Annotated in this window: 17 protein-coding genes; 14 read left to right on the plus strand and 3 right to left on the minus strand. The window is 44.4% G+C overall.

What is annotated here, in order from left to right; genetic code table 11:
- Positions 1 to 69: 69 nt before the first annotated feature.
- The 5 genes from R3D00_18440 to R3D00_18460 are packed head-to-tail and all read left to right on the plus strand — an operon-like array spanning position 70 to position 3,688.
- Positions 70 to 564, plus strand: coding sequence for a methylated-DNA--[protein]-cysteine S-methyltransferase (locus R3D00_18440; protein ID MEZ4775169.1), 495 nt, complete (start codon positions 70 to 72; stop codon positions 562 to 564).
- A 9-nt stretch (positions 565 to 573) separates the two neighbouring features.
- Complete coding sequence (gene mtnA / locus R3D00_18445) at positions 574 to 1,692, plus strand: S-methyl-5-thioribose-1-phosphate isomerase (GenBank protein MEZ4775170.1); 1,119 nt, start codon at positions 574 to 576, stop codon at positions 1,690 to 1,692.
- Positions 1,693 to 1,724: 32 nt separating this feature from the next.
- Complete coding sequence (locus tag R3D00_18450; protein ID MEZ4775171.1) at positions 1,725 to 2,030, plus strand: metalloregulator ArsR/SmtB family transcription factor; 306 nt, start codon at positions 1,725 to 1,727, stop codon at positions 2,028 to 2,030.
- A 24-nt stretch (positions 2,031 to 2,054) separates the two neighbouring features.
- Positions 2,055 to 2,684, plus strand: a complete 630-nt coding sequence (locus R3D00_18455) for a class II aldolase/adducin family protein (GenBank protein ID MEZ4775172.1) — start codon at positions 2,055 to 2,057, stop codon at positions 2,682 to 2,684.
- A gap of 35 nt (positions 2,685 to 2,719) precedes the next feature.
- Entirely contained in the window at positions 2,720 to 3,688 is a 969-nt protein-coding gene (locus R3D00_18460; protein ID MEZ4775173.1) for a YCF48-related protein, read from the plus strand.
- Positions 3,689 to 3,710: 22 nt separating this feature from the next.
- Here R3D00_18460 and R3D00_18465 read toward each other — a convergent pair whose 3' ends face one another.
- Positions 3,711 to 5,156, minus strand: a complete 1,446-nt coding sequence (locus tag R3D00_18465) for a sulfatase (protein ID MEZ4775174.1) — start codon at positions 5,154 to 5,156, stop codon at positions 3,711 to 3,713.
- Between the two features lie 180 nt (positions 5,157 to 5,336).
- Here R3D00_18465 and rplU point away from each other — a divergent pair, with 180 nt between their 5' ends.
- The 5 genes from rplU to R3D00_18490 all read left to right on the plus strand — a co-directional run bounded on the left by rplU (position 5,337) and on the right by R3D00_18490 (position 10,585).
- Positions 5,337 to 5,648 (plus strand): 50S ribosomal protein L21, encoded by a 312-nt coding sequence (rplU, locus tag R3D00_18470; protein ID MEZ4775175.1) that lies wholly within the window; start codon positions 5,337 to 5,339, stop codon positions 5,646 to 5,648.
- A 20-nt stretch (positions 5,649 to 5,668) separates the two neighbouring features.
- Positions 5,669 to 5,938, plus strand: a complete 270-nt coding sequence (gene rpmA / locus R3D00_18475) for a 50S ribosomal protein L27 (protein MEZ4775176.1) — start codon at positions 5,669 to 5,671, stop codon at positions 5,936 to 5,938.
- Positions 5,939 to 6,012: 74 nt separating this feature from the next.
- Positions 6,013 to 9,294, plus strand: coding sequence for a two-component regulator propeller domain-containing protein (locus tag R3D00_18480; GenBank protein MEZ4775177.1), 3,282 nt, complete (start codon positions 6,013 to 6,015; stop codon positions 9,292 to 9,294).
- Positions 9,295 to 9,304: 10 nt separating this feature from the next.
- Positions 9,305 to 9,922 (plus strand): response regulator transcription factor, encoded by a 618-nt coding sequence (locus tag R3D00_18485; GenBank protein MEZ4775178.1) that lies wholly within the window; start codon positions 9,305 to 9,307, stop codon positions 9,920 to 9,922.
- 87 nt (positions 9,923 to 10,009) lie between these two features.
- Positions 10,010 to 10,585: a hypothetical protein gene (locus R3D00_18490; GenBank protein ID MEZ4775179.1), complete on the plus strand. Its 576-nt coding sequence runs from the start codon at positions 10,010 to 10,012 to the stop codon at positions 10,583 to 10,585.
- A 124-nt stretch (positions 10,586 to 10,709) separates the two neighbouring features.
- Here R3D00_18490 and R3D00_18495 read toward each other — a convergent pair whose 3' ends face one another.
- Positions 10,710 to 11,297 (minus strand): hypothetical protein, encoded by a 588-nt coding sequence (locus R3D00_18495; GenBank protein ID MEZ4775180.1) that lies wholly within the window; start codon positions 11,295 to 11,297, stop codon positions 10,710 to 10,712.
- 157 nt (positions 11,298 to 11,454) lie between these two features.
- Here R3D00_18495 and R3D00_18500 point away from each other — a divergent pair, with 157 nt between their 5' ends.
- From R3D00_18500 to R3D00_18515, 4 genes are all read left to right on the plus strand, one after another.
- Positions 11,455 to 12,129 carry a hypothetical protein gene (locus tag R3D00_18500; protein MEZ4775181.1) on the plus strand — a complete coding sequence of 225 codons (675 nt, stop codon included), beginning with the start codon at positions 11,455 to 11,457 and terminating at the stop codon, positions 12,127 to 12,129.
- Between the two features lie 156 nt (positions 12,130 to 12,285).
- Positions 12,286 to 13,449, plus strand: a complete 1,164-nt coding sequence (locus R3D00_18505; GenBank protein ID MEZ4775182.1) for a LysM peptidoglycan-binding domain-containing protein — start codon at positions 12,286 to 12,288, stop codon at positions 13,447 to 13,449.
- A gap of 76 nt (positions 13,450 to 13,525) precedes the next feature.
- Positions 13,526 to 14,458, plus strand: coding sequence for a CPBP family glutamic-type intramembrane protease (locus R3D00_18510; protein MEZ4775183.1), 933 nt, complete (start codon positions 13,526 to 13,528; stop codon positions 14,456 to 14,458).
- 48 nt (positions 14,459 to 14,506) lie between these two features.
- On the plus strand, positions 14,507 to 15,874 hold the full coding sequence (locus tag R3D00_18515) for a cystathionine beta-synthase (GenBank protein MEZ4775184.1): 1,368 nt from the start codon (positions 14,507 to 14,509) through the stop codon (positions 15,872 to 15,874).
- Positions 15,875 to 15,924: 50 nt separating this feature from the next.
- Here the strand turns inward: R3D00_18515 and R3D00_18520 are convergent, their stop codons facing one another.
- Positions 15,925 to 17,382: a hypothetical protein gene (locus tag R3D00_18520; protein ID MEZ4775185.1), complete on the minus strand. Its 1,458-nt coding sequence runs from the start codon at positions 17,380 to 17,382 to the stop codon at positions 15,925 to 15,927.
- Positions 17,383 to 17,478: the final 96 nt, after the last annotated feature.

Raw genomic sequence — 17,478 nt, forward strand, 5'->3', positions numbered from 1 at the left:
ATATTCTTTATTCAATGAAGTTATAATTGCGGGAAAGTTTGTAAATTATCCCGTCATTTGCGCAGGTCAATGGATAATATCACAGCAAAAACCTATTATGATACCCCGGTCGGCCCGGTTGAAATCACTGCATCCGAAATCGGCATCCGGTCATTATCCTTTACTGACTACCCAACCTACGAAATTCAACCCAATTTTCCCGTCTTACTGCAATGTATTGAGCAACTCGATGAATATTTTTCGGGAAAAAGAACCCATTTCACCGTTTTCCTCGATCTGGAAGGTACCGAATTTCAGCAAAAGGTTTGGCGGGAATTGATGAATATTCCACTTGGCACGACGGCATCTTACCTGGAGATTGCGAAGCGCGTATTTTCACCCAATGCTGTTCGTGCCGTAGGAAGTGCCTGCAACAAAAATAAAATCGGAGTGGTCGTACCTTGCCACAGAGTCATCAGCAGCGATGGGAAGCTTACGGGTTATGCCGGTGGCTTGCAGCGAAAGCGTTGGCTCCTTCAGCATGAATGGGGCGTTTTACACGGTAATCAGACCAAACTCTTTTAATTTTTCCCTATGACCGATTACCTATATGAACGCCGCACCATTTGGGCGAATAAGCATGATATGTCCGCCGTGGTCATTGTTGACCAACGACACCTGCCGCACGATTTTGTATTGGCTGAAATCCGCTCTGTATCGGAAGCTGCCGTAGCAATCCGCGATATGTGGGTCCGGGGCGCACCGCTCATAGGGGTAACCGCTGCCTATGGCATGTATTTCGCAGCGCTCGAAGCAAAAAATGCCGCCAATTTTGACGCGGCCATTCAACATGCTGCAAACCGGCTCCTCTCTACCCGCCCTACAGCCGTTAACCTTCAATGGGCGATAGAAAAACAAATAGAAGTCCTGAAAATCCCCGGAACACCGGAGGAAAAAATAGTGAATGTATTTCGACAGGCAAACCAGATGGCAGAAGAAGACGCTGAAGTTTGCCGGAATATCGGCCTGCATGGCTTGCCTCTGCTTACGTCTATCAGCGCCCGAAAATCAGGAGAACCGGTAAATATTCTCACCCATTGCAATGCGGGCAGAATGGCTTGTGTAGAATGGGGCACCGCCACATCCCCCATTTACCATGCCCACCAGGCGGGCATTGCTGTCCACGTTTGGGTAGATGAGACCCGGCCCCGAAATCAGGGTGCGGCCATCACCGCATGGGAATTGGCGCAGGCAGGCATCCCCCACACGGTGATTTCCGATAATACAGGTGGGCATCTGATGCAACATGGAATGGTAGATATTTGTTTTGTAGGCACGGATCGTACAACCCGGACCGGAGATGTCGCCAATAAAATTGGCACTTACCTGAAAGCGCTGGCCGCAAAAGATAATAATGTCCCCTTTTATGTGGCACTCCCTTCATCGACAATTGACTGGAATATTGAAAATGGACTTGAACAAATTGCCATTGAAAAACGTTCAGAAAAAGAAGTTACCCATATATCCGGATGGAGCGAAAGCAATCATCAGGTAGTCGAAATAAGGCTGACACCGGAGAATAGTCCGGCTGCAAACTATGCATTTGATGTAACTCCCGCCAAATATATCACTGGCTTTATTACAGAAAAAGGCATCTGCGACGCAAGCGAATCTGGCATTCTTACCCTATTTCCTGAAAAAACACCGTATTAATACCCCCAAGTTGTCTAATCAAACTTATTATTATGGAAGTACTAACTTTATGGAAAGATCCTGAAAAACTGAAAAGGGTCGCAAAACTTCTCAAAATCATTGGTCACCCTTCCCGTTTATTAATCCTGGAATTGCTGCTTGAAAAAACCAGCCTGCCTGTCAAAGATATCTTTGAAGCAGTAAAAATCAGCCAGTCCAACGCCTCCCAACATCTGAAATCGCTGGAAGACGTGGGAATCCTGACCTCTGAAAGAGATGGTAAAAACATCTGCTACAGTATTAAAAACCATGAAATCCATAAGTTGCTGGATTGTGTAAACAGTTGTGCAAACTGCTAGGATTTCACCTTTTGCTTTTCCCCCGTGCTCAACGAAGAAGGATATATAAAATATCACTGTGACTGGACCCCAGGTTCGCCAGTCAATGATGACGCGCTCTATGAGATTAATCATTGGCGAAAGGTGCTCTTTGAGAAAAAGTTAATCGGATATGACCCATTGCTTAATGTGGGCTATGGAAATATTTCATGCAGAAATCTGCATGGAAATGGGCTATTTATTATATCAGGTACCCAGACCGGCCACCTTCCGGCACTCACCGCTGAAAATTATACACGGGTCACAGACTTTGATCTGGAGAACAACACGCTTTCCTGTACCGGGCCTGTAAAAGCCTCTTCGGAATCCCTGACGCATGCCGCCGTATATGGGCTAAGCGAAGCCTGGCAGGGCGTCATTCATATCCACCACCGGGGATTATGGGATGAGCTTATTCACAAAATTCCTACTACCCGGGAGTCTGTGACCTATGGTACGCCGGAAATGGCGAAAGAAGTACAACGACTCTGGCGGGAAGAAAACCTCGGGGAGTATAATATATTTGTTATGGGCGGGCACCTGGAAGGCCTTGTGAGTTTTGGTAAAACGGTTTCAGATGCCGCCGAAATCCTGCTCTACCACTTCGATAACTATGAACGCAATCTCCAACGATAGACCTTCCCCAAAATTTGTACACAATAAATACATATATGGTTCGGCTTAGTTTTCTCCTGGCAGTCGCCATTTCGCTAACTTTCGCAGCAGGTTGCCGGGAAAAAATTTCGCCTGGATGGGAAACTGCTGCCCCTCCGGCTTCAGATCGGCTGACATCGGTCTATTTCCACGACAGCCAGACAGGATTTATCGCCGGAGGAAGGCGGTTTGACCTCAACTTACTCTTTCGCACCGATGATGGCGGACAAACCTGGACACGCCAGACCACGACTGACTTATTTGAAAAAATCGTCTTTAATATGGCCTTCAACGAAAATATGCAAGGGCTGGCCGTATGTTACGAAGGCAAAGTGCTGCGCACCTTTGATGGCGGCGAAAGCTGGGAGATACGCCAGACAGAAGGCTGGATGCCTCTCAGAGGTATTGCGATTATTTCTGATTCTGTCATAGTGATTGTAGGGGGAAATGGCTATGATCAGGGCATTATTCACCGTTCTGAAGATTTTGGCAATACATGGACAGTCGTCGATACCCCCGGATATGAATTACGGGATGTGGTTTTTACAGACACAAAAACCGGCTACGCCTGCGGATACGGCACCATCATCAAAACTTCCGACGGCGGAAAGTCCTGGACACTCACGCCTGCCAAAAACGAATTCTTTTCTTCCCTCTCCTTCCCTACCGCCCAAAACGGAATTGCCGTCGGACGCACAGGCACCATCGTAAAAACTACCGATGGCGGCGATACCTGGGAAGTAATCAGAAATGGAAACCACCCGCAAAACCCCCGGCACGCCTACAATAAAGTGCGCTTTTTTGACACAACCACCGGCTATATCGTCGGAGACAAGGGATTAATTCTGAAGACCACCGATAGCGGAAAAAGCTGGCAAAAATTTGACAAAGGAACCACCGAGGATCTATACGATATTTACCTTTTTGATGAAGGTGATGCAATAGTTGTAGGAGAATCAGGGGTTGTGCTTCGTTTCAGGGAATAAAAGAGGGACACCTGAAATCCAATCAAAATCCTCCCGGCCCAGTGATTCCGGGAAAGTCAGGCGCCAACTGGTCTTTCACATAGCGTTCGCCTAACCGGTTGCATGTTTTGCGCATTTTCTTTAATACCGCCTGGTGTGCCGGGCTTTTGGCCAAATTGACGGCCTCGTGAGGATCGTTCTTCAAATTATACAGCTCTTCGGGAGCATCGATCAGCCGATAGCGAATATATTTCCACTCTTCCGTGCGTACCCCTTCGCTGGAAGGAATTTCAGGCAATTTCCACAAATGTTCGAAAAGTATTGCTTTCCTGTCTGGCTTTCGGTTTTCCTGATAAACAAAAGAAGTCAGGTTTACCCCCTGATACGCAGCAGGTACCTCTGCCCCAGCCAGGCTGAGTATGGTTTTGGGCACATCGATATTGAGCACCATCTGATCTACGTCAGCATGAATCCCCGCACGCGGATCAAAAATAATCAACGGTACATGAATAGATTCATCGTACATGAGCCACTTACCGGCCAGTTGTCTTTCTCCGGTGAAATAACCATTATCTCCCATCAGAATAATTACCGTATTTTTATCTACTCCCTTTTCTTTAAGCAGGGTGCGTAATACGCCGATCTCATCGTCTATTTCGCTGATCATGCGGTAATAGCCTTTCATGCTGTGCTGGTATTTCTCTGGCGTATCATATCGCCAGTGCCAACGTACGCGGTTAAATCCCTTCTGAACCTCAGGCGGCAACAGGTTAAAGTATTTATCATCAGTCATAATCGCCGGAGGAATTGTGATATCAGCATACCGCGTATCAGACTTTTCCTGCCAGAAATACTGCTCTGGTGCCGGGTCGTGCGCGTGAGGAGCGCTAAAACAGAGGGTAAGACAAAACGGTTTATCCGTTGGGACTTGTTTCAAAAATTCCTGTGCTTTATAACCCGTATATTGAGTCAGATGAACAGTATCCTGGTCAATTTTTTTATAGAAATAACCTCTTTTATCGGGATATGAACTTCGGTCATAAAATTCAGCAACATCAAAATATTGCTCAGGATTATCAATCAGTACTCCCAGTTTACCGAAAAAGCCGGTATAATAACCATTTTTGCGGAGAACCTGCGGATACATCATCTGGCAATAGGGTTTTTGCAATGCGGGTTTCTGAAAGGTATAGCCGTGCGTCCGCTCATACAGACCGGTGAGTAATGATGCCCGGCTCGCCGCACAAATGGGGGTGGTAACAAAGGCTTTTTGGAAAAAGACTCCCTCCCTTGCGAGGTTATCCATTTCAGGCGTCTGAATAATCGTATTGCCGGCATAGCCCAATGCATCCCAGCGTTGATCATCGGTAAGTATAAAAATGACATTGGGTTTTTGGGGAGATTCAGCAGCAAATAAGGGCCGGGCCACAATACCTGTCAGTAAACAGAGTAACAGGGTGTAATGAAATATGCGGATACAGTAGATCATGACAGGAAGTTCGGGAAAGTTTTGAATAAATCTGTAAGTCAAACTACCAAAATACCCATGAATGTCCTATTTGCTTAAAACATAAGTGAATAGAATACAGCGGATTGCAAAATTTATGGTTCAACTTTTTGAAGAATGGGAAATTTGTATATCTTTGCAGACTCAAAAATAAAAACGAACATGTACGCAGTCGTAAATATTCAGGGTATCCAATTTAAGGTTGAAGAAGGCCAAAAACTATATGTTAATCGCCTCCCGCAGGATACCGGCGAATCAGTTGAATTTGGAGAAGTTCTCCTTGTGGACAATGAAGGCGCAGTTGCTGTTGGAAAGCCATTTGTAGAAGGCGCAAGCGTATCTGCAAAAGTTGTTGACCACGTAAAAAGCGATAAAATTATCGTTTTCAAGAAAAAACGCCGCAAAGGCTACAAAGTAAAAAATGGACATCGTCAACAAATGTCCAGAATCGAAATCGAATCTATCAAAGCGTAAACCCATAAAACAATCTCGTCATGGCTCATAAGAAAGGTGCAGGTAGTTCTAAAAACGGTCGCGAATCAGCCAGCAAACGGCTTGGTGTAAAAGTTTATGGTGGCCAAAGTGTAATCGCCGGAAATATCATCATTCGTCAGCGTGGTACAGCTTTCCGTGCGGGAAAAAATGTAGGCGTGGGTAAAGATCATACCCTTTTCGCGCTTTCAGACGGTGTGGTTACTTTTACTGACCGTACTTACAATCAAAAAAGCCGCAAAGTAGTTAGCGTGGTTGAGGCCGAAGCCTAATCTGCTTTACCAGCAAAATATACAGAGGCTGCCAATGAATTGGCAGCCTTTTTTTATTTTAGTATTTTACCTTTATGAATCTGCCTGGTAAAATACTGTTTCTGTCAATTCTTTTAATCCCCTGTATTTTATACGGCCAGGAATCACCCAATCTTCGGTTTAGTCATATTACCGTCGAAATGGGTCTCTCCAATGGGTCAGTCAACGCTTTTCTCCGCGATCGGCAGGGATTTATGTGGGTCGGCACCTCAGATGGCCTCAATCGCTACGACGGGAATGAGGTGCGTATATATGAACATGACCCTGCTGACTCATCTTCACTGAGTGCCAACACCGTAACGTCGCTTCTGGAGGTTGCTGACGGATCCATATGGGTTGGCACCAGCGGCGGTGGGGTAAGTGTCTATCATCCCGCTACCGAAACATTCTCCCACTATCTTCACAACCCAAATGATACTTCCAGCCTCAGCAACGATTATGTAAATGTCATTTATTCCGGCAGGGATGAAACCATATGGGTAGGAACCAATCAGGGACTCAATAGATTTATTCCACTACCCAACGGATCATTCGAAGTTTTCTCTAATCAAAATCCGCATCAAACAGCCCTTAGTAACAATACCATTACCTCCCTATGGCAGGATCCTTCCGGAGTAATTTGGGCAGGAACAGAAAATGGGCTGAATCAATTGCACTTTCAACCCGGAAAAAAATACCCTGAAGTCAGGGGATTTAACCGAAATCCCGACCATCAGCTAAGGCTTAAAAGTCTGAATATTAAATATCTCTATGAAGATCCCGAATACAGGGGGCAAATACTATGGGTAGCAACCCGCAATGGCCTCCACCGGATTACGCTGGATTCGGGGAAAAACTATCTACCGGTTGGACTAACCTACTATTCTGGTGATCCGGAACAGGCAGACAGCCTCAGTGAGAACTTTGTAACAAGTCTGGTACGGGATGAATCCGGCACACTTTGGGCAGGTACCCGTGGTGGCGGATTAAATCAGTTGATCGAGGGTCATGGAAAAATTCACTTTCACAGACATATAAATGAACCATCAAATCCTACATCTCTGGGTGGCAATCGGGTGATCGCACTATTTTCAGATCATCATGGTTTGCTTTGGGTGGGGCTGGAAACTAATGGAATCAGCCAAATAGTTACCCGACAGGCAATTCTATCGTCCGAAAATCCCGGCTATGGGAGTTTCTACCACCATTTAACCTCTGACGATACAAGGGAATCGATTTATGCAAATGTCATCACAGCGCTCTATGAAGACAAAAATGGAAATTTGTGGATCGGTACAGAAGGAAGCGGATGCCGAAGAATATCTCCGGACGGACAGGTACTACATTTTTATCCGGATGAAAAAAATCCCCAAAGTCTGAGTCATTCTCTCGTAACGACATTTACAGAAGATCGTGAAGGGCATATTTGGATAGGCACATTTGGAGGGTTAAATCGGTATTTACCAGAAAAACAGGGATTTGTCCGTTATTTCGCAGGAAAAGATATAGCGGGCGGATTAAACAACCAACGGATTTTTGCAACTCTTTTTGACGAGGACGGCATTTTATGGATTGGAACCCGTGGCGGAGGTTTGAATCGTTTTGATCCTAAGACAGAAATTTTCACCCACTTCCTGAATGACCCCCGCCAGCCTGAAAGTATTAGCAATAACTATGTATGGGCGCTGGAACCTGAAGGAGAAACGCTCATTTGGCTGGCCACAGATGAAGGGCTAAACTTATTCGACAAAGAAAAAGGAACTTTCACACATTTTACCCATCAGCGAAACGTTGTCAACAGCCTCAGCAACAATTTTATCAATACCCTTTTCAGAGATCACAACGGAACGATCTGGGTGGGAACAGACGGAGGGGGACTCAATAAAATGCTGAGGGAAGGTGGACAGGTTGTTTTTCAGAATTATACCCGAAAAAACGGGTTGCCCGATAATGTGATTTATGGCATTGAAGAGGATCAGTCAGGCAATTTGTGGATCAGTACCAACCAGGGGTTATCCCGATTTTCACCTGAGACAAACGGAGAGACTTACTCTTCCTTTAAAAACTACGATATAAACGACGGACTTCAGAGCAATGAGTTCAACAACGGCGCACATTTTACCAGCCCTTTAGGCAAAATGTATTTTGGAGGAATGAATGGATATAATTCATTTTGGCCAGACCATATTCAGGGAAATCCCTATCCGCCCGAAGTAGTATTAACCCGACTCAAAATATTGAATGAAACCGTATCTGCCGGACAAACCCTCAGCAATGGAAGCACACCCCTAAGAGAATCAATCAGTCAAACCCACGATTTGAACCTTACCCACAGAGACTATGTGGTATCCATAGAGTTTGCCGCGTTGAATTATATATTCCCTGGAAAAAACAGATATGCCTATAAATTGGAAGGATTTGATGAGGATTGGATATATACAGGTCAGGATCAAAAAGCGACTTATACCAACCTCCACCCGGGAGATTATATTTTTAAGGTAAAAGCCTGTAATAACGATGGCATATGGAATGAAACAGGAGCCAGTCTATCAATTCATGTCTCTCCCCCACCCTGGAAAACATGGTGGGCCTATTCGATCTATTTTATAATATCCGGAATACTTCTGGCTGGATTTATTCACTATAGGGATCAGGTAAGAATAAGTCTGGAAACCGCCCGTGCAGAAGAAAGAGAACAAGTCAGGAAAAATGCTGCAGCCGACTTTCACGATGAACTGGGCAATAAACTCACTAAAATCAACCTGTTTATCGAACTGGCCAAACGTCAGGCTTCTCAGACTCAGCAACCATTGCTTCAGAAGGTAGAAAATAATGTCCAGGCACTTTCTGACGGGATGCGCGATCTGATCTGGGTACTTGATCCGGATCAAGATTCTTTATATGATACAATCGTTCACATCAAAGACTTTGGTGATGGATTGTTTGAGCATACAGAAACCCGTTTCCGCACAACAGGCATAAGTCCCGAACTGGAAAAAATCAGGCTGACACTTCCTGTCAGGAGGCATCTGGTATTGATTTTTAAGGAAGCGATGAACAACGCCCTAAAATACGCTGGAGGCGGAGATGTATTTTTTCGGGTACACTATGTTGAAGGCTCCTTATCCATTGAGTTCCAGGATCAGGGGAAAGGCCTGGATAAAGAAGGCCAACGAACTGGTTATGGGCTAAAAAATATGCAGGAACGTGCTGGAAAAATCGGGGCTACTTTTCAGATTAATTCTCCGCCTGAAGGAGGTACGCTGATTGTTGTAACCATGATATTACCTCATTCGGGGGATAGCCAGGCAAATAAAAACAAGATACTTTTGATCTAAACCATCTATTATGATCCATGTTGCTATTATTGAAGATGACAAAGATATCTGCCAGACACTGGCACTTATTATAGACGGTACCCCGGGGTATTCATGCCTGAAAACTTTTCATGACTGTGAATCTGCCATCCCGGATCTCACCGCGTTCCGGCCGGACGTAGTGTTAATGGATATCAATTTACCGGGTATGTCCGGAATTGAAGGCACAAAAAAGTTAAAAACTATCCTCCCAGACCTCGACATTCTGATGTTGACGGTACAGGCAGATGACAATAGCGTATTTGAATCCCTCAGGGCCGGGGCTACCGGATATCTGATCAAAAGCACTCCGCCGGTAGAATTGCTTCAGGCAATTTCAGAAGTAAAAGAAGGAGGAGCCCCCATGAGTTCACAAATTGCACGAAAAGTTTTACAATCATTCCGCACAACATCCGAGAATCCACTGACAGCAAGGGAAACAGAGATTTTACAACAACTTTGCGACGGACAAAACTATAAAGTCATAGCAGAAAATCTGTTTGTCAGCGGTCATACCATTCGCACCCATGTCAAAAATATTTATAAAAAGCTTCATGTCAATTCACGGGGTGAGGCAGTAAAAAAGGCGATAAAAGACAAATTGATCTGATAAAATACCTGACTCACAACTAGGAAGAATTACTCACGCTGTTTATTTTTACTCAAAGAACACAACATTCCAAAAAAATCTGCTCCAATGAAAAACTTAAAAACTATTCTACTAGTATGTTTTCTGGCGAGTATTTTCTCCATCCAGAAGACTTTTTCTCAGGCCTATGAACAAGGACAGCTCACGGTCAGCCCGGGCATTATGTTTGGTGGTTTGGGTATTTACAACAGCGGCGCAGGCATCCCGGTAGTCGCTTCGGCGGAATATGGCGTTTCCGACATGCTTGGGGTAGGCCCTTTTATAGGATATGCAAGCTATGGCTATGGTGTTCCGGGATTTCGCTATAGATGGACGTTTTCATCTGTAGGGGTAAGGGTTGATTTTCATTACTGGGAATTGCTGGAAGAAACCTTGGAAACTGACCTCAACTCCGAACAATTTGACCTCTATGTAGCCGCACTGGCAGGTTACAGATTTGCCAGGTACACAACTTCAGACGGGGTAACCGTAGGAGGAAATACATTTAGCTATGGAGATGGCGCCGCTATTGCCATTACAGTTGGCGGACGGTACTATTTTAACCCGAAAATTGCAGTATTTCTGGAAGCAGGGAGAGCACTTTTTGGTCTCACCAACGTTGGAGTAACAATCAAGCTGAAATAATATATACCTCATTTGAGGGATCTATAAATGAAGCAAAAGCCCGGCAGCTAAACGGATCTGTCCCGGGAATTTAATGTAAAAAACCGGTGGCTTCGAGAAACCCCAGCCACCGGTTTTTTGCTTATCAAAGCGAAGGAAATATCCCTATCAGGAAAATATATAAAACCGCAGCCCATACAAGGGTCATGAGCGTGGTTATGATCAGGGGCGAAGAAAAAAACCTGGTAAGCCCGAAGACAAAAAAAGGCACTAAAAATATCAGGAAAACACCAATCTGCACAATTGGCGAAAAGGATTCAGCGGCCTTTTTTACGGCTGAAGGAAAGTCCGATACTTCCTTATCCAAAATCAAACGTAGCGCCTTTTCAGTAAACAACCCCCCTGTGCCAAAAATAATCAACAAAAACCAGATTGGGGAAACGGTTACCATTTCGGTTTCCGAAAACTCATCAAACATGAACAAATAAATTGTCCCCGCCATAAGGAGGCCAGAAGTAATCATTATCTGGTACAATAATTTCAGCGAGCGAAAATAGTGAACCGGAGCATTTTCCTTTTTTGCTTGTGCGGGTATGGGCTCATTTGTTTTCTCAAAAATGGTCAGATGAAGCAGGTAATTACCACAAAAATTGCATCTTTCAGATTTGGACGGGGAAGAACCCCCGCAAGTTGGGCATTGTATCACTTTTTCCATAGATACGAAAGTATTCATAAATCTTTATTCCTCCGAAAAAAAACAAAATCTGCAACAGACATGTAGGATGTTGCACGTATAAATTAGGATCATCCCGGCTCTATTGTGTATATTGTAAGGTTTTCCGGGTGTATCGTATTTCATCAATCCGTTTTCTGGTAACATATTCTTAACTATGATCCTTCCAAGAAAAATAATTTCTCTCTTTTCAAGAATCCTTGTAATTCTTCTGGCAGTCAGTGCCACCTCCTGCCTCACATTTGAGGAGAGCTATGTATTTAAAAAGAACGGCTCCGGCTCAATGAAGTACCTCATAGATATGAGCGAAATCGCCGCTCTCCTGAAAATGAATGCAGAAGCGGATTCTACCGGAGCGGATAACTCACTTTCATTTACAGAAACCGCCACAGAGTTATCATCAATTGCCGGAATATCCAAAGTCCAGGTCCTTGATAATGAAGACAAAGGGCTGTATGGGGTTTCCTTTAGTTTTTCCAATATTCAGGCGCTCAACCAGGCACTCAATGAGATGCTGGTAGATAATGAGGCTTCGGGTTTTCACACTTTTTTTACGATGGAAGGCAATACCATTACCCGAAACCACCTGATGCCAACCGATGCTTTGCCCGCAGAGCTCGAAGATCCGGAAACAGCAGATCAGGTCAGCAGCCTGATGGAATCGATGAAATATAAACTCAACTTTACCTTTGACAAATCGGTTAAGGTGGTGTACTCCGCCGCAGAAACAGCCATTGGTGGGAAAAAAGACCGGAACGTAACGGTAGAAACCAATTTCAAAACGTTGCTCAATGATGTTTCGACTTTGAATTCATCAATTGTATTGAAGTAACTATATGGATTATTATCTCCATGATAGAAATTTACAATAAATGAGTATTTTATTCGTACTAATGACCATAATTTGTTGCAAAATCCACTTCTGAATGATTCCAATGCATATTTTGCCGTCCTGACTCAAATCCCTAAATATCTTACGAATGATGCTATGGTGAAAAGAAATTTAAGAGACACAATCAAACCTTTCTTTACCCTCCTGTTCGCCGGAACGATTCTGGCAATGACACCGCTTCGCGCCCAGGTCGGAGATTTGGTTTTTTTGTCTGATGACCAGACGGAAACCGCCTCTTCTATCCATTTTGTTAAGGCTGGCGAAACCCTTTACAGCCTCTCAAGAAAATATGATCTTCCGGTGGAGCGCATTAAGTCGCTCAATGGCCTGAATCAAAACACCATTTATCCCGGACAGCGATTGATCGTCGAAACCACTACCCGCTCGGCAACAGTCAGTACAACCACAACGGCAAGAGTAGCCGCACCTGCACAGGAAGATCCTATCCGGACACCTGACCTCACCCCCACGCAGGAAAGAACCCGTAGTCTCGGGGATCTCTTTGTCAATGACAGCCCCAATCCACCTTCTACCGCCACCTACACTACGGACGCTTACCTGGTCAGCCGTATGAGAGAACGCGAAGAAGTACAGGATCCCTCCACCACTAAAATTGAAAAACGCGTCTATTATCAGGTAAGAAAAGGCGATGATCTTTTTTCCATCGCTGATACCTACCAGGTTTCTCCGGAAGAAATACTGGAATGGAATGCCATCTCCAATATTACCCCAGGTCAGGCGATCATTGTTGCCAAGCGATATGAATCGGCTACAACCGAAGACCTGAAAGCCCAGCAGGCACGCGAAACTGCGGAAAGGGCCCGTCTTGCCCGAAGCCAGTGGGAAACCAATAATCAGCCTCAATCCAGAGGCGTAAGTGAACGCACGGCTGCCCCCACACCAAACTATAATATGCAGTCTTATGCCCCGGAAACTGCTTCCAGCTACAGAACTACTGGTAGCAGTTATGAAAATTCTTCTCCACGGTCCAACCCGGCCGCCAACACCATTGAACGCGGAAGTTTCCGCCAGTATGTTGACAATCGCATAACCCAGCAACGTTTCTATGCAGCCCACAAAACACTGGCTCCCGGATCCAAATTCAAACTGATGATTCCCAATAATGCAGGCTTTGTAGAAGTGGAAGTCGTGAGCAGACTGGATCCCCAAAATCCCGCAATGGTAGCCCTCTCGCCTGCCTGCCTCAAAGTACTGGAAGGCGCAGGAAGTGGTGCCGACATTACGATTATGTATGAATAAGTGGATTATTGATTAAAGTTTTTTAGCTTTGAATAAGCTGTAAGGCCGATCCTTACAGCTTATTTCCTTTTTATATATGGCAGTATTCGTATTCGTCGAAACAGAGCTCTACAAGGCAATAGAAAAATATAACAACTCCCTGAATCATCGGTTTTATGAATTCGGACACCTGATCATTGTCCTTGTTTTTTACGAACTGCTACTGGCAATTTCTTTAAACCCCCATGTTTTGGCTTACAATGGCGTTGATGCCTGGTTTAAGTTTGCGCAGAAAGTTGTGCCGCATGGTACTCTATTGATCTCATTAGCGCTGATTGTCAACTGGGGGGATCTCCTTCGTATGGATTGGATGGGAGAAAAAGATCGCTATGACCGAAAAAAAGAGCGCGAGGAAAAGAAAAAAAAGGGGAAAGATTTCAAACCAATTGTCAAAAAACCTTTTCGCCCAAACTGGTATTACTTCGGATTTATGGCGCTGGAAGGATTTGTCTATGGTTCGCTTATCATTTTGTTTCTGCCATGGATCGTTTCTTTTCTCGGGGGAATTGCGGACCCCAATCTGAGCATTCCGCTTTCCCTTGAATCCAGTCAGTCCATGCGCGACTATCTCACCAATTTTGTTCAGGATATTGCCCTGGCTTTTGGCGCAGGATTTTATGAGGAAATTATTTTCAGAGGGCTGTTATTTATGCTAATAGCCTGGCTGGCAAAAAAGTCGAAATACTTTAAGCAACTAAAAACCGATACGCAACCCATCAGCCGGATGAAAATCCAGGTTCCCAAATATAATCCCAAAAATTCCGGGTTTTGGCTGGTCGTTTCAGTGGGAACCCTGATTTACACACTGTCTCATTATCTTTATCCATTTGGAGATGAATTCAGCATTTACACGATTATCTATCGTTTTCTGTTTGGGATGATCATGTTCTATATTTTCGTAAAAAGGCAATTGGCCATTGTGGTCTGGACGCATGTATTCTACGATTTGTGGTACTTTATCACCCTTTGACTTTGTATATTTGTCCCTGGCAGGATAATGATCAAACAAAACACTTACATGATCTACAATAATATCATAGAAACCATCGGGAATACCCCACTGGTAAGATTAAATTCCATAGCTTCCCATATAAAAGGAACCGTTTTGGTCAAGGTTGAATATTTCAACCCTGGCCACAGTATCAAAGACCGCATTGCGGTCAAGATGATTGAAGACGCCGAAAGAAGCGGCGCGCTCAAGCCTGGCGGTACGATCATTGAAAGCACTTCCGGCAATACAGGTATGGGGCTGGCTCTGGCTGCTGCCGTGAAGGGATACCGTTGTATATTTACAATGGCAGACAAACAATCAAAGGAAAAGATAGACATTCTCCGCGCCGTAGGCGCGGAAGTCATCGTTTGTCCCACCAACGTCGAACCCGAAGACCCGAGGTCTTATTACTCCATCGCCAAACGGCTTGGCGCCGAAATCCCCAACTCCATCTGGATGAACCAGTACGACAATATGAGCAATACTGCAGCTCATTATGAAACTACGGGTCCGGAAATCTGGAAACAAACCGCTGGAAAAATCACCCATTTGGCTGCTGGTATGGGAACCTGCGGCACAATCAGTGGGATATCCACTTATTTAAAGGAACAAAATCCCGACATCAAAACCATTGGGATTGACACTTACGGATCGGTTTTCAAAAAACTTCACGAGACAGGAGAAATCGATCCGAAAGAAATCTATTCCTACCTGACCGAGGGGATTGGGGAGGACATTCTCCCGGAGAACTGCAATATGGAGGTGATAGACCAGATCATCAAGGTGACTGATAAAGACGCCGCACTGATGGCGCGCAAACTTGCCCGGGTGGAAGGATTATTTGTAGGATGGTCTTGCGGCTCGGCTGTACACGGTGCCCTCGAGTATGCGCGCGAATTGAAAAAAGACGATGTAATGGTCATCATCCTTCCCGACCACGGCACCCGGTACCTGGGCAAGGTGTTTAATGATACGTGGATGAAGGACCGCAATTTCCTCGACGAGGAAAATATGTTGAATGCAGAGCAGATCCTGAAGAAAAAGCAGACGCATACGCCACTGGTAACACTGAGTGCCAGCCAGACACTCGCAGAAGCCATCCAAATCATGAGAGGAGAAAACATTTCCCAGATACCCGTAACCGAAGGAAACGTCATTATCGGCAGCCTGAATGAAACCCGGGTGCTCAATACCATTTTGGATGACCCATCGCTGAAAGATTCGCCGGTAAGCCAGGCGATGAGCGATCCCCTGCCATTTGTGCTGGGTTCCACCCGCATCGAAGTCATCAGCAAACTCATCAACAAAGACAACCCCGCAGTGCTTGTCCAAACCCAAAACGGCGATCTCGACATCATCACCAAATACGATTTGATCAATGTGCTGGCGGGGTGAGGTTCGATAAAATTTCAGGGAGGCAGAGTTCAGAAGTTGCCTGCCTCCTTTTACTTTCCTTCTAACCGCTTATCAATCTGCTTCAATATCCAGGAAGAATCATCAAGCCGGACGTTTTGCACTTCCTGTTTCAGCAGTTCCAGTTTTTCGGGATAATTTTCCGCATTAATTAACTTAGTCATATAATGCAGCCTGTGATAATAGCTGGTTTTATGGTAATCAGAAATCATTTTGATCTTAGAAATTAGTGTGATGATGTTTTTTATTTCCCCGATTAAATATTTCAAATATGTAACTGTACCAGAATTATAATAGTCGTCGGGGTTATTCCAGTAATTTTCGTAACGCACCTCTATCCTCAATATTTTTAAGGAAATTTTGTAAAAAGGGTTATCGAGTTTTACGGCATTAATCCTGCCTTCCACGCCCTCTAGCTTATTTTGTCGCAGACAGAGATAAATATCTACAAACTCAACCAAATCGGCTCGAATCGAATCATCCAGTTTATCCTGATAGGTTTCAACAAACTGTTTCGTTTCTTCATATTTTTCCATCCGGATAAAAAGAAGCGCCCGGTTTTTAAAATGCCCTGGCCTTATTTTTCCATTCAAGTATACCCATCCATCTGAAAACCCCCAGTTGTAAATCTTATGGAAGATATTTTGGATTTTGGGATTATGTCCATCCATATTCAGGCAGCGAACCAGATAGTTTACCAGAAGATCAAAAGCTCCTTTCACCATTTCAAAGGGCAAATGGTCCTTATTATCTCTTATTAAATCTATAAAATGATCAGTACCAACTAAACTGTCGCTCTCAATTATTTTATACAGAACCTGGTAAAAATGGATAACAGGAACCTGGCAGAGGTTAGCATCCTCATCCACCATCTGCTGAACTTGAAGCAATAAGGGATCGTGGATAGACTCACCGGTTACTTTATTATGAACAGAATTATAACAGGCCAACTGAAATTTTTGGATCACCCAATACCGGTCAAATGACTGAGTCACCGGATTGAGATTGCCCTGAAATTGAATATGGGGATTTGAAACCAGATAATGATGTTTTTCGAGCTGAATTTGGAAATCCAGAAATTGATCTTCTGGTGTAGAGTAGTGTTTATTTGAATAGGATTTCGAAAAATCGCTACACAAGCGTTCAAATTCGGAAAAGGTTTCTCTATGATTAAAAATCTGTAAACGAGCGAGTTCCACACGATTTTCATCCCGAAGAAATTGAAGGATAGGCAAAAAAGGTGAAATCAGCGCCAATAACCGGCTGCAATTGTGATTATATTTTTGCTGATCAAAGGGACGATTTCCATAAAGGGCTTTCCAAACCTTTGGATCTTCCCATAGAAGTGCATTTTTTTTTGCGGCAAGCTCCATCAACCGTACAAGTTCGGTTTCTTTTCCGGAGACCTCCCCTTTGACGAATTTCACCAGCCTGAACCTTTCCTCATGCGTAAGAATCGTCAGTGTTTTTGCAATTTTTTTTCCTTTCACAGCAGCGCTCCATTATATCAGTTGATTTCAAATAATACTGAAAACAGGCTTGATTAACAAACGGGGCCATTTTCAGCAGTGATAGAGGATAACAAT

This window comes from Bacteroidia bacterium (assembly GCA_041391665.1).
Lineage (GTDB): Bacteria > Bacteroidota > Bacteroidia > J057 > J057 > JAGQVA01.

Bases quoted from the DNA above. Each gene is read 5' to 3' on its own strand.
- R3D00_18440 (MEZ4775169.1), top strand. From the start codon at position 70: ATGGATAATATCACAGCAAAAACCTATTATGATACCCCGGTCGGCCCG.
- mtnA (MEZ4775170.1), top strand. From the start codon at position 574: ATGACCGATTACCTATATGAACGCCGCACCATTTGGGCGAATAAGCAT.
- R3D00_18450 (MEZ4775171.1), top strand. From the start codon at position 1,725: ATGGAAGTACTAACTTTATGGAAAGATCCTGAAAAACTGAAAAGGGTC.
- R3D00_18460 (MEZ4775173.1), top strand. From the start codon at position 2,720: ATGGTTCGGCTTAGTTTTCTCCTGGCAGTCGCCATTTCGCTAACTTTC.
- R3D00_18465 (MEZ4775174.1), bottom strand. From the start codon at position 5,156: ATGATCTACTGTATCCGCATATTTCATTACACCCTGTTACTCTGTTTA.
- rplU (MEZ4775175.1), top strand. From the start codon at position 5,337: ATGTACGCAGTCGTAAATATTCAGGGTATCCAATTTAAGGTTGAAGAA.
- rpmA (MEZ4775176.1), top strand. From the start codon at position 5,669: ATGGCTCATAAGAAAGGTGCAGGTAGTTCTAAAAACGGTCGCGAATCA.
- R3D00_18480 (MEZ4775177.1), top strand. From the start codon at position 6,013: ATGAATCTGCCTGGTAAAATACTGTTTCTGTCAATTCTTTTAATCCCC.
- R3D00_18485 (MEZ4775178.1), top strand. From the start codon at position 9,305: ATGATCCATGTTGCTATTATTGAAGATGACAAAGATATCTGCCAGACA.
- R3D00_18490 (MEZ4775179.1), top strand. From the start codon at position 10,010: ATGAAAAACTTAAAAACTATTCTACTAGTATGTTTTCTGGCGAGTATT.
- R3D00_18495 (MEZ4775180.1), bottom strand. From the start codon at position 11,297: ATGAATACTTTCGTATCTATGGAAAAAGTGATACAATGCCCAACTTGC.
- R3D00_18500 (MEZ4775181.1), top strand. From the start codon at position 11,455: ATGATCCTTCCAAGAAAAATAATTTCTCTCTTTTCAAGAATCCTTGTA.
- R3D00_18505 (MEZ4775182.1), top strand. From the start codon at position 12,286: ATGGTGAAAAGAAATTTAAGAGACACAATCAAACCTTTCTTTACCCTC.
- R3D00_18510 (MEZ4775183.1), top strand. From the start codon at position 13,526: ATGGCAGTATTCGTATTCGTCGAAACAGAGCTCTACAAGGCAATAGAA.
- R3D00_18515 (MEZ4775184.1), top strand. From the start codon at position 14,507: ATGATCTACAATAATATCATAGAAACCATCGGGAATACCCCACTGGTA.